The following is an 11,914-nucleotide window of genomic DNA, read 5'->3' as shown; positions in this document are numbered from 1 at the left end:
TTACTTGTCTGCATAAATGCAAGCGTTCTAAACCACAGCTACAAAGGGGTAAGTCGCAGTTGGTATCCGGAAGAAATTACAGCCAAGTTTCTTCTCTCTGTACGGCCCATTTTCTACGGCTCATGTCTTTGTCATTGCTTTTAATACCAGTTATTATAATTCTAAAGATTCCTCTTCGTCAAGCGTCAGCAGCCCCGTTTCTTTCATCGAACAGCAATATCTGCAGTTATGGCAAATCTCCACTCGATCTTCAAAAATCTGTGTAATGGATCGAATGACCGGAAAATCTTGAGTCTGCGTATGCAGTTTCATTTTCTTAGGAGAAATAGAGATCAGCCTGCTAATAATCATATCTTCGACTTCCATTTCAAGTTCTATACCTGGCATCTCCATAATAACACTTTCATCTGGAGGCAAAACCAGAGGCCGCATGTACTCATCATATAACACAAATTCGTGTTGATCTTTATGCACGACATGTACAAGAGGCACCTTCGTTTCTTGAAAATAAACAAAATATTTCAAAAGACTCATAAACTCCTCATACTGCCGATCCATATAAAATTCATCTAATGCATATTCCACGATTTCATGAAGTTCGTTCTTATAACTCTGCATCCGAAATCGTAGTACACCATCAAGATGAATTACAGGTATTTCTTTCATCCCCTGTATAAGCCCTTCTGTTAGCTTGGCATGCCTTCGTTCTCTCGTCCCCTGCTCGGTCTCGAATCTTGATCTCAGCAAAGGTTCACATATTAATTTGACCCGTGAAAGTTCCTCAGCATCCATATTTACACATTCACGCTTCAGGATCTGGTCGAGCTGCTCTTCTTCTTTTTGATCAAGTATGTAATCAGCTATGCCTGCAGCCATAATCTGATACATCCGAGGTAAGCCTTCCTTAAAGCCGGGGTGACTTTCCGTTCCTTTACATATCCATGCTGCCTTGCCCCCATATTGCCGAAAAGAAAATCGAAAGCCTTGTTTGCTTATATGTAGACCTTTTGTTTTATTTTTGATGAATCGATAAAAACAATCTTCTGCTGATTGGCTGTTTACTTCTGTCCATACCGCGAACAATTCCACAAGACCCACTCCCTTCTCTAATTATTATATGGTCCGGTCGAAGGGGATATACGAAGCGGCTTAATGGAAAGAATGTCATGTATTCTCAGGATAGTAAGAAGAAAAACGAATTTGGAGTCCGAACAAATTTGTGTTATTATTTTAGTAACAGTATCTTGCAGAGAGGGGGATGGGATGAAAAAAGAGAATTGGATTCAGCGTTTCTTACTGATTTTTCTATGTTTATTTGTGATTTTTTCCTATCAAATCCCCATCCTCGGTAAAACGACTGCAGGGTCACATTCTATTTTAGTTGTTGACGAATCAACCATGGAACCATTGGAATTCTCGGGGAATAATCACCCTAAAGCAATGATCCGAAAATCGATGTCGCCCCAGAAGTTAACTGCCGTCAACCCTTTGCAATACCTCTTTACGATACTGTCCATTCTGATGATCTTTCGGGTTCCGATGATCGAGCCGCCTTTCAAGGTGTTTTATGACAATATAAAGCGCCGGCTTTATCTTAAACCCGTTAAGTTTACCTCCACGTTTGTAAGTGCATAGAGAAAACGAATTGTAAAAACTTTATGTACTCTGCTATGAAATCAATTCATGGCTATAAACAAACTTTAGGGGGATTTAATCTATATGGAAATTCGTGAAACAGACCTGCCTGGAATCGGACGTAAATTTCAAGCGACAACAAGCAGTGGTGATAAAGTAATTATCGTGATTCATGACGACGGAAGACGTGAAATGTATCACTTTGAATATAATGACCCAGAACAAAGTATTTCAATGATTACGCTTGAAGACTACGAAGCAAGACAGCTTGCCGCTATCGTGGGTGGGATGACTTACAAACCAAAACAACTAGAGCGTATGGAAATGACGCTCGATGATCTTATTATCGAATGGTATAAAATTGATGCGAATTACAGTTGTGTTGGCAAATCTATAGGTGAACTAGATATTCGGCAGAACTCAGGAGCAACCATTATTGCCGTAGTCGATAAAAATAACAAAAACAAACATGTAAGTCCTGGTCCTGATGTCCAGATTACAGCTGACTCAACAGTAGTCGCGGTCGGAGAAAGACATCAGCAACAAAAATTAAAACAAATCTTAAAGGATGGAAGTTGGTGAACCGATGGATCATTTAGTACTTGAAGTCGGTTTGGCAATTGCACTCATCGCGGCAGCCGGACTGATTTCCTCAAAACTGCGTTTTTCTGTCATCCCTTTCTATATTTTGATTGGTATGGCAGTAGGACCGCATGCCGCACAGATATGGCATCTCGATTTTCGATTTATTGAGAGCGAGCCTTTTATTTCATTCCTTGGTCGTATAGGTGTGCTCTTCCTGCTCTTCTATCTAGGACTCGAATTCTCAGTCGGACGATTGATTAAATCAGGTAAATCGATTGTAGTTGGTGGAAGTATATATTTAGGCATTAACTTTACCCTGGGACTTTTGCTAGGATTTATGTCAGGCTTTCCGATTGCAGAAGTACTCATTATTGCGGGGATTACCACAATTTCGTCTAGTGCCATTGTAGCGAAAGTGCTAGTTGATCTGAAGAGAACCGCTAATCCTGAAACGGAAATGATTCTTGGAATTATAATGTTTGAAGATGTATTCCTTGCGGTATATATTTCGATTCTTTCAGGACTTGTTCTCAGTGATTCCTCTTCAGTCGGCGGTGTCATTTTAAGTGCTCTCATTGCACTTGGTTATATGCTTGTCGTCATCATTGTAGGACGCAAACTGGTTCCTCTGCTCAATAAGTTGCTTAATATTCGTAATAATGAATTGTTTGGCCTCGTTATTTTCGGTTCATTGTTCCTCATTGCAGGATTCTCTGAAACGATTCACGTTGCTGAAGCGATCGGTGCCCTTCTCGTGGGACTGGTTCTTGCAGAAACAACTCACGCGAAGCGCATCGAACATTTGATATTGCCATTTAAAGATTTCTTTGGTGCCATCTTCTTCTTCAGCTTCGGATTATCTATTGATCCTTTGTCACTTGGTGGAGAAGCCGTTTGGTTGGCTCTAATTGCGGTGGTTGTTACTCTAATTGGTAACTTCGTAGCCGGTATGCTTGCGGGACGAACTGCGGGTCTTTCAACGAAAGCTTCTTCTAATATCGGTCTTACCATCGTATCCCGTGGTGAATTTTCTATCATTCTCGCTAACATGGCTCAAGCGGGCGGACTGATGATGATTATCCAGCCTTTTGCTGCTATATACGTTTTAATTCTGGCGATCTTAGGACCTCTGCTGACGAAAGAATCAAAACATATCTACCGTGGAATTAATAAAATATTCAAATTCGAAGATAACAAGAAAAAACCAAATCCTAAAGTGTTAAAAGAAAAACCTATAGATAATGAATAAAGGGTTCGCAAATATGTAGGAAAAGGAGAAACAAAGATGAATCAATCTCCACACTCCGTTCTTTCCTCATCAGCCAAACTATCTTACCGAATATGGATAAAGAAATTGCTATTTGTTATTCTTGGGGGAATTCTTGCTTCTATTGGGCTTGAGTTATTTTTACATCCGAATCAATTAATCATCGGCGGTGTCACAGGAATTTCAGCCATGTTCGCCTATCAAACCGAGATGCGATTAGGACTTTTCTTATTTCTGTTTAACTTGCCCTTTATACTTCTTTCTTACCGAAGAGTCCAGAGGCAATATGCACTACTAACGGTTCTTGGGTTAGTGGTTCTATCACTTAGCTCTCTCATGCTTCATTCCTTTCCTGCTCTGATTGAACATCCACTGCTTGCTGCGGCTTGCGGTGGCTTATTCCTCGGAATAGGAATTGGGATGGTTTTATATGAAGGTGGTACGCTGGATACACTAGCGATCCGGCCGATGGATCACACCAATAATAATCGATCAAAATATCGATTAGAACGAGTCATTATGGTTGTGAATTTGGTCGTGCTTACCACGGCCGGAATTACATTCGGTACACAGCAAGCGATGTATTCCATTGTCGCCTATCTGATTGCTTTTGAAGGTGTTCACTTTTCTTTAAGAGGATATACCTTTAATCGTAAGATATGTATTGTAAGTGCCGAGAAAGAGCGGATTGAACATTCCATTAAGACTCGGTTACACCGTGATCCCGAAGCATCTGAAGACAGACTAGAAGAGACAACCCATGGCTCCGAGCCATGGGAAACACTACCTGTACTATATTACAAAATACATCTATTTGAATCTCGCCGAATCAAATATATCGTTCGTTCTATCGATCCACATGCTAGCATTCTATTCGATAGGGATATGAATCGATTATAAAAAAACCCTTGGACTTTAAAGTCCAAGGGTTTTTCCTATTCACATCAAGCATAGCTGCTATGCTTGTACGCTTTATTTTATATAAGGAAAATTAGTTCTGCATAACAAAATCATTCACAACCGCATTATCAGATTCATCAAAAACACGAAGAATTTCGTATTTTGTATTTCGCTGAGCAGGAACATTACCTGTTTCACGAATCAGATCCAGAATAGAATGAATATTGACTTTATGGGTTGCCCCCGCAGCAGATACTACATTCTCTTCAATCATCGTACTGCCGAAATCATTACATCCATATCTAAGCGAAAGTTTACCTACCTCAGGCCCCATCGTTACCCAAGAAGACTGAATATTCTTAATATTATCCAGGAACAAACGACTAATTGCTACCGTTTTTAGATAAGCTTCTGGTGTTTGACGCTCTTTTTTGAGGTTTGTGTTGTCTGGCTGGAAAGTCCATGGAATAAACGCAAGGAATCCTTCCGAATCATATCCGTTCTGAATACATTCATCTTGAGCATCACGCACACGTTGTAAATGTAAAGCTCTCTCTTCCATCGTTTCACCAAAACCAATAACCATCGTAGCTGTTGTGTTCATACCAATTCGGTGCGCGGTTTGCATCACGTCCATCCAGTCACGCCATGAGCCTTTTTGACGACTGATTTTGCGGCGAGTCCGGTCATCGAGGATTTCAGCGCCCCCACCTGGAAGCGAATCAAGTCCGGCTTCATGAATTTGACGCACCACCTCTTCTAGAGAAAGTCCGTCTGATACTTCTTTCATTTTCATAATCTCAGCTGGTGAGAAAGAATGCATCGTAATATTAGGGAACCGTTCCTTAATACCACGAAGCAAATCCGTGTAGTAGCTGAATGGTAAATTCGGATTTGTACCACCCTGCATCAGAATTTCAGTTCCGCCTACTTCTTCCGTTTCCTTGATCTTTTGGAAAATGAGTTCATCCGGCAGTACATAACCTTCATCAGAGCCTGGTCTACGATAGAAGGCACAGAAACGACAGTATACATCACACACATTCGTGTAGTTAATATTTCTGCCAATAACAAAAGTGGTGATTGGTTCGGGATGCATCCGCTTCATAATTACATTAGCTGCTTCACCGATTTTTTCAACTTCATCAGATTCAAACAAAGCAATAGCGTCTTCTACATTCAGACGTTCTCCGTTCAACGCTTTATTTAAGATATGGTTCACCGCACTCATACGGCAGCCTCCCTTATCGTTAGAAATGTAACAATAATATCAAATATTGTCTTATATATCGTAACATAGGATACATGTGAAAAGAAGCACCTAATGTTAGCATGCTTCTTATGACAAGAAAAATTTTGGGCTATGTGTTAGATAATGCCTGATCTAAATCGGCAATTAAATCATCTATATCTTCAAGTCCAACGGAAAAACGAAGTAAACCATCCGTTATGCCTCGCTCTAATCTAAAGTCTTTCGGCATCGCTGCATGAGACATCATTGCAGGATAGGACAGGATACTCTCCACTGAACCCAGACTTACGGCAACAAGAGGTAAACGAACTTTATTCAGGACAGCTTTCGCTCGATCTCCTGAACCTACATCAAATGATACAATTGCACCGTATCCCGTAGACTGTTTCTCATGCACTTCTCTTCCTGGATGATGAAGTAGACCTGGATAATATACAGAAGGAATGTCAGAGCGGCTCATAAGCCAAGCTGCAAGTTTCGTCGCACTGATCTCTGAATGAGCCATACGAGCACCAAGCGTCTTCATTCCTCTCATCAATAGCCAGGACTCTTGGGCGCCAAGTACCGTGCCAAGTCCGTTTTGAAGCTGCTTCAGCTGCGCGCCAATCGCTTCTGTTCTTGCTACAGCAAGCCCTGCAAGTACATCGCTGTGTCCACCAAGGAATTTGGTTGCACTATGAAGTACGATATCCACTCCCTGCTCAATTGGCTTTTGGTAGTAAGGTGTCATGAACGTATTATCAAGCAGCGTCAGAAGCCCTTTTTCCTTTGCCCATCCGGTAATGCCCGCTACATCTGTAATACGCAGGGTCGGATTTGAGGGTGTTTCCATATATACTGCTTTCGTATTTGGACGATAGGCGGCTTTTACTTTTTCTAGATCCGTCATATCTACGAACGTAGTCTCAATATTCATCCGAGTAAGAATGCTGCTTAGCAAACGATATGTTCCGCCGTATACATCTTCTGTGGCGATAATATGATCACCCGCAGACAGAATCATGAGAGAACTTGAAATCGCAGCCATCCCCGAAGAATAAGCAAAACCACGTACTCCTCCCTCTAGAAGCGCGATATAGTCTTCAAGCGCCTGCCGCGTTGGATTGCCTGAACGGCTGTAATCGTGGGTAGGCGGCGAAAAAATATCATGATGGTGGAAGGTAGAAGCTTGATATATGGGTACACTGGATGCGCCGGTTGTCTCATCAATCTCTGCGCCAAAATGCAGCAGTTTTGTATCGAATTTATAGTCGTTTTGCTGATCTTCCTTTTTGTTAGCCACGAACAACACTTCCTTCCAGCTCTAAAGCTGCCTCGTGAAATGCAGCATCTAAGTCCTGAATAATATCATCAATATGTTCAATTCCAACAGAGAACCGCAGCAGACGATCATCAAGTCCTACTGCATTACGAATCTCTACTGGTATATCCGCATGGGTCTGCACTACAGGGTACGTCATCAGTGACTCTACCCCGCCCAAACTTTCTGCAAAGGCAATCAGTTTGATATGTCTTAGGATCGGCTCCACATAACGAGCGTCTTTCACTTTAAAAGACAAGATGCCTGTATTTCCACTGGACTGTCGTTTTTGGACTTCATAAGACGGGTGGTCCGGCAAGGCAGGGTAATATACATCTGTAATCAGCTCATGTGACAACAAAAACTCTGCTACCTTCGTTGCATTCAGTTCATGGCGTTCCATACGAAGCGCAAGCGTCTTCATTCCCCGCATTAATTGGTAACTATCGCTCGGAGATAACACAGCCCCAATCGAGTTATGGAGAAAAGCGATCTCTTCGGAAATTTCTTTTCCTTTCGTTACAATAAGACCCGCTAGCACATCGTTATGTCCCCCCAAATATTTGGTAGCACTGTGCATAACAATATCTGCTCCAAGTTCAAGCGGCCGCTGGAAGAAAGGAGTAAGCAGTGTATTATCTACAATAGATAAAATTTCGTATTTTCTAGCCCATGTACAGACTTTTTCAATATCCGTTATCATCATCAGCGGATTCGTTGGAGTTTCGATGAAAATCGCTTTTGTATTATCCTGGCGTACCTTATCGAGTGCATCTAAATCGTTCGTATCTACATAACTTGCTGTAATTCCGTTTTTAGCAAGGATTCGCTCCACAAGACGATATGTTCCCCCATATAGATCAAGTGAAATGATCAAATGATCGCCTTGCCCAAACTTAGCGAAGATCGTCATGATCGCTGCCATACCAGAGCTGCAGGCAAAACCTGCATCCCCTGACTCCAGTTCAGCTGCAGCTTCTTCCAGCACTTTTCGAGTTGGGTTTGTCGTACGTATGTAATCAAATCCCGTGCTTTTTCCCAGTTCAGGATGTCTAAATGCAGTCGATTGATAGATCGGAAAGTTCACCGCTCCAGTTACAGGTTCTTTCACTGATCCTATTTGTGCCAACTTACTTTCTAATCTCAGCTTGTTTTCCATAACGTATTGTCCCCCTTAGATATAGACTGGTTTTGTGTTTCAAGGTCATAGGGCGTTGCTTGGTAAACATAATAGTTAAGCCAATTGGAGAACAATAAATTTGCATGTGCTCTCCAGCTGGACAACGGTGTTTTGCTAGGATCATCATTCGGGAAATAATTATTAGGCAATTTAACATCTAATCCTCTCGCCTTATCTCGATCATATTCCCACTTTAAGGATAACGAATCATATTCGGAATGCCCTGTCACAAAAATCTGTTTGCCATCCTCACTTGCCACAATATATACTCCGGCTTCTTCAGACTCTGATAAAATATCAAGTCCAGCCACTTTCTCTATATCTTCTCGGCGTACTTCGGTATGACGGGAATGCGGTGCAAGGAATAACTCATCAAATCCTCGAAGGAGTTTTACATGTGATTTCTCTAACGTGTGTGGAAACACGCCGAAACATTTTTCAGGAAGTGCCACTTTGGGTACATTAAAATGGTGATAAAGCCCTGCTTGTGAAGCCCAACAGATATGCATGGTTGAAGTCACATTCGTTTTGGACCAGTTGAAAATCTGCTGGATCTCTTCCCAATACGTCACTTCTTCAAATTCCATCTGTTCTACCGGGGCCCCCGTGATGATCAGTCCATCAAAGCGCAGATCTTTCACTTCATCAAACGTTTTATAAAACATATCGAGATATTCTTGAGATGTATTCTTCGAAACATGTGATTTCGGATGAATTAGAATCACATCCACTTGAAGGGGCGTATTGCCAATGAGCCGGAGTAACTGGGTCTCCGTCGTCTCTTTCGTAGGCATCAAATTAAGAATACCGATACGTAAAGGGCGAATGTCCTGTTTGAAAGCATGTGTCTCATCCATCACAAAAATATTCTCACCTGCGAGAATTTCTTTAGCTGGTAAAGTATCAGGGATTTTAATGGGCAAGGGTATTCCTCCTTAAAAACATTTTGTTGGATAATGGAGTGAGAGGTTATTAAGGAAGCAAACTTATTCCCACGGAAGATAAACAAAAACGACCTATCTCAATACACTTGAGAAAGGCCGTCCATCCGTATACGGTAATGCTCCTCTCTCATCTCTCAATTCTTGTTTTAAGCCACATCCGGCATAAAACATGAATAGCAAGAATTAGCACCGTGCGATTGCTCGCCGGTTGCTGTGGTTTCTAAGGGCCAGTCCCTCCGCCACTCTTGATAAGATTTCGCTGTATTTAATTTTTTTTAAAATGAAAATAATTCACTAATTGTTACCATTACTCTATAGCATGAGGTATGAATCCGTCAAGAACTGGATTTATAACGATTCTTTGGAAACAAGTCACCTCTATGAAAATCCGGACATAAGATATGCCATAAACATTTATCTTGATTGCTGAAATATAGCACGTTATACTAAGAATCAGTGTCAAATTCAACATAATGGGGTGACAAAAATGGACGGCGACCCGAGGCCTGACTGGCAGCCGAATGATAATAACAGCATAGGATGTACCATCAGCTTGCCGGCTAACGGGACGCGTAATTCCTGATGTCTGCCCTTTTCGTACCCTTGTCGGCACTGATGTTCACATTCCTTAGTTATTCAGCTTGTCCCGCTTAAATTCCGGGAGTTTACTTAAGGAGTGGTTCAAATGAAAATTAGATATGTTAACCAAGGAGTTTTTACTTCGCTTGATCATATTGAAGATACACTGACTCCGCCTGAAGAAGGATTTTATTGGATTGATGCGGATGTAGACGATCTTGCGGTTCTTCAACCTTTATTCCACATGCATGATCTTGCTGTAGAAGACTGTTTGAGTGATGAGGAACAGCGTCCGAAGCTCGAAATCTATGAAAGTCATTATTTTATCGTTGTAAATAGTATACGTTTTGATGACGAGGAAATATTTTTACGTGCGGTGAACGTTTTCTTAGGAAGACATTATATTATTACGGTAACGAAGCAGAAAGTAAATGAACTGCGAACACTGAAACCGATCCTCTGGGAACAGGAAGTAAATTCACCGGATCGTTTCTTATATCTGCTCATTGATTCCATTGTGGATAATTATTTCACTGTAGGTGACCGGCTTGAAGCAAGAATTGAAAAGCTGGAAGAAGATATTTTAATGCATACTAAGAAAAGTCATCTAAATGAAATTATAGGTTTGCGAAGTGAGATTTTATGGCTCAAAAAGGGGCTCGGTCCTCAAAAAGAAGTCATTAATACACTCAATAAAAAGGATCTGCGTCTCATTGATGATCAATTGCAAAAATACTTTAGTGATATCTATGAGAATGCAGTAAAAATATCAGAAACATTTGATACGTATCGAGATTTGATGGGTAACTTACGAGAAGCTTATCAGTCCAGTATTTCCAACCGGGCCAATGAAATCATGCGTGTATTTACGGCCATAACAACTGTATTTATGCCACTGACACTGATTACCGGGATTTATGGAATGAATTTCAAGAATATGCCTGAGCTAGATTATCAATATTCATATTTTATAGTCATTGGGATTATCGCAGCGCTAGGGATCACGATGTACCTTATTTTCCGTAAAAAAGATTGGATTTAGAAATTTTGAGTTTTCTTGTGAATGTGATTCCTTCCCTTTCTTCATTAAATCTTCATGTAAATATCATATATAAAAAGGTTCCTTCATTAATGTGGAGGAACCTTTTTATGTTGTATCGTCCTTGCTCTTTCACATCATAAACATGAGTTACATACGGAAGTTATGTAGAGTAACCTTCCTCCTTTTATCCAACCTGTTTGCTCGTTTCGGTCTGTCTTCGGTAACGAATACGAACCATACGCAGCCGCTCATACAATTGATCTAGTGGTCCTGCTCCTGCAGGATCTTCACCATATACTCGAAGTAATATTGGTTTTAAAAAGCTTGTCCCAAGCTCGTCATAAGCATTCCAGATCAGCTCCTGCTCATCATCCGTCATCCATGTCAGTTCTTTCGCGATCAGCATCTCTGTATCATAACCACTCTTTTCAAGTTCCTCCAGAAAATCAACTAGTTCTCTACGGTTCAAACCCGTAATTGCACTGATGTCATCAAGAGATTGTCCACTTGCTATCGCTGTTAAGACTGATTTTTTTAAATTGAATTTCTCCAGTTCCTGTTTATACTTCTGCTCTTTTTGTCTATAATTCCATGACTCATATTCCTCTTCCGTAAGCACGGTAGCTACCCAATGTAGTGGAAAACCATGCTCTCTCGTTTCTTGTGTGGTGATTTCAAGCAACTCCTGGCCATATTCAGCCAACTTATTCTCGCCTACACCAGGTAATTCTCGCAATTCTTCTAAGGTATGAGGTACATAGGTACTAATCATCCGAAGCAATCGATTACTTGCAATAAAATAAGGCGCCTTGCGCTCAGCTGATGCTTTTTGTCTTCGCCATACACATAAAGCTTGATATAATTCTTCCCGACCATAAAGTTCGCTATAACATTGCAGTTTCTGGGTATGTTGATTTCGCTGTTTCGCCTCTTCGGTTTCATGAAAGATGCCCTCAATAAGCGGTCGGTAGCCTTCACTCATCTTGATTGCAAGCTGAAAACGATAGATATGCATCATCTCATTCCAAGAATCTCCTTCATACCAGATATCCCCCTGTTCTTCGTCCATATTCATACTACTCCAGCCAAGCTGCCACAAGTCTTCTTCTTCCCCTATCCATAATTGTGCATACTTTGCCCCGTTTTGCTCTGATGTCACAGATAATTGATTCATAAATACAATTTTCATTACCATGCCAGCCTCCTCTCAAAATCAGGCAGTACAAAAGT

11 protein-coding genes, 1 riboswitch and 1 other annotated feature (1 of these 13 running past the window's edge) are annotated in these 11,914 nt (G+C 41.1%); of the genes, 5 read left to right on the top strand and 6 right to left on the bottom strand.

Annotated features, from left to right (window positions below; genetic code table 11):
• Positions 1-144 (bottom strand) — a binding site (T-box leader); it reaches 125 nt to the left of the window's first position.
• Between the two features lie 9 nt (positions 145-153).
• Positions 154-1,089 (bottom strand): putative sporulation protein YtxC, encoded by a 936-nt coding sequence (locus ACWPWY_RS02720; RefSeq protein ID WP_454190279.1) that lies wholly within the window; start codon positions 1,087-1,089, stop codon positions 154-156.
• A 174-nt stretch (positions 1,090-1,263) separates the two neighbouring features.
• Here ACWPWY_RS02720 and ACWPWY_RS02715 point away from each other — a divergent pair, with 174 nt between their 5' ends.
• The 4 genes from ACWPWY_RS02715 to ACWPWY_RS02700 all read left to right on the top strand — a co-directional run bounded on the left by ACWPWY_RS02715 (position 1,264) and on the right by ACWPWY_RS02700 (position 4,387).
• Complete coding sequence (locus ACWPWY_RS02715; protein ID WP_454190278.1) at positions 1,264-1,635, top strand: hypothetical protein; 372 nt, start codon at positions 1,264-1,266, stop codon at positions 1,633-1,635.
• Positions 1,636-1,719: 84 nt separating this feature from the next.
• Positions 1,720-2,217, top strand: coding sequence for a cation:proton antiporter regulatory subunit (locus ACWPWY_RS02710; RefSeq protein WP_454190277.1), 498 nt, complete (start codon positions 1,720-1,722; stop codon positions 2,215-2,217).
• Between the two features lie 4 nt (positions 2,218-2,221).
• Positions 2,222-3,469 (top strand): cation:proton antiporter, encoded by a 1,248-nt coding sequence (locus tag ACWPWY_RS02705; RefSeq protein ID WP_454190276.1) that lies wholly within the window; start codon positions 2,222-2,224, stop codon positions 3,467-3,469.
• Positions 3,470-3,505: 36 nt separating this feature from the next.
• A complete protein-coding gene (locus ACWPWY_RS02700; protein ID WP_454190275.1) occupies positions 3,506-4,387 on the top strand; it encodes a YitT family protein in 882 nt (293 codons plus the stop codon).
• A 91-nt stretch (positions 4,388-4,478) separates the two neighbouring features.
• On the opposite strand, the gene mqnC is transcribed toward ACWPWY_RS02700, so the two are convergent.
• The 4 genes from mqnC to metA form a co-directional block, all read right to left on the bottom strand.
• The gene (gene mqnC / locus ACWPWY_RS02695) at positions 4,479-5,618 is read right to left on the bottom strand and encodes a cyclic dehypoxanthinyl futalosine synthase (protein WP_454190274.1); all 1,140 of its coding nucleotides are present in this window, start codon (positions 5,616-5,618) and stop codon (positions 4,479-4,481) included.
• 130 nt (positions 5,619-5,748) lie between these two features.
• Positions 5,749-6,921, bottom strand: coding sequence for an aminotransferase class I/II-fold pyridoxal phosphate-dependent enzyme (locus tag ACWPWY_RS02690; protein WP_454190273.1), 1,173 nt, complete (start codon positions 6,919-6,921; stop codon positions 5,749-5,751).
• Positions 6,914-8,098, bottom strand: a complete 1,185-nt coding sequence (locus ACWPWY_RS02685; RefSeq protein ID WP_454190272.1) for an aminotransferase class I/II-fold pyridoxal phosphate-dependent enzyme — start codon at positions 8,096-8,098, stop codon at positions 6,914-6,916. The genes ACWPWY_RS02690 and ACWPWY_RS02685 overlap by 8 nt, the downstream gene beginning before the upstream one ends.
• Complete coding sequence (metA, locus tag ACWPWY_RS02680) at positions 8,083-9,042, bottom strand: homoserine O-acetyltransferase MetA (protein ID WP_454190270.1); 960 nt, start codon at positions 9,040-9,042, stop codon at positions 8,083-8,085. The genes ACWPWY_RS02685 and metA overlap by 16 nt, the downstream gene beginning before the upstream one ends.
• Positions 9,043-9,187: 145 nt before the next feature.
• Positions 9,188-9,318, bottom strand: a riboswitch (SAM riboswitch).
• 430 nt (positions 9,319-9,748) lie between these two features.
• Between metA and corA the strand changes: the two genes are divergently transcribed.
• Complete coding sequence (corA, locus tag ACWPWY_RS02675; protein WP_454190269.1) at positions 9,749-10,684, top strand: magnesium/cobalt transporter CorA; 936 nt, start codon at positions 9,749-9,751, stop codon at positions 10,682-10,684.
• Positions 10,685-10,868: 184 nt separating this feature from the next.
• On the opposite strand, the gene ACWPWY_RS02670 is transcribed toward corA, so the two are convergent.
• Positions 10,869-11,873, bottom strand: coding sequence for an HRDC domain-containing protein (locus ACWPWY_RS02670; protein ID WP_454190268.1), 1,005 nt, complete (start codon positions 11,871-11,873; stop codon positions 10,869-10,871).
• Positions 11,874-11,914: the final 41 nt, after the last annotated feature.

The sequence above is a fragment of the Paenibacillus sp. Marseille-Q7038 genome (genome assembly GCF_965111595.1).
Note: the sequence above shows the minus strand (reverse complement) of the source record. Positions and strands in the feature narration are given on the sequence as shown.

What these genes read in the sequence shown, in the direction of transcription:
- ACWPWY_RS02670 (WP_454190268.1), bottom strand. Translation starts at nt 11,873, where the DNA reads ATGAAAATTGTATTTATGAATCAATTATCTGTGACATCAGAGCAAAAC.
- ACWPWY_RS02705 (WP_454190276.1), top strand. Translation starts at nt 2,222, where the DNA reads ATGGATCATTTAGTACTTGAAGTCGGTTTGGCAATTGCACTCATCGCG.
- corA (WP_454190269.1), top strand. Translation starts at nt 9,749, where the DNA reads ATGAAAATTAGATATGTTAACCAAGGAGTTTTTACTTCGCTTGATCAT.
- ACWPWY_RS02685 (WP_454190272.1), bottom strand. Translation starts at nt 8,098, where the DNA reads ATGGAAAACAAGCTGAGATTAGAAAGTAAGTTGGCACAAATAGGATCA.
- ACWPWY_RS02715 (WP_454190278.1), top strand. Translation starts at nt 1,264, where the DNA reads ATGAAAAAAGAGAATTGGATTCAGCGTTTCTTACTGATTTTTCTATGT.
- mqnC (WP_454190274.1), bottom strand. Translation starts at nt 5,618, where the DNA reads ATGAGTGCGGTGAACCATATCTTAAATAAAGCGTTGAACGGAGAACGT.
- ACWPWY_RS02710 (WP_454190277.1), top strand. Translation starts at nt 1,720, where the DNA reads ATGGAAATTCGTGAAACAGACCTGCCTGGAATCGGACGTAAATTTCAA.
- ACWPWY_RS02700 (WP_454190275.1), top strand. Translation starts at nt 3,506, where the DNA reads ATGAATCAATCTCCACACTCCGTTCTTTCCTCATCAGCCAAACTATCT.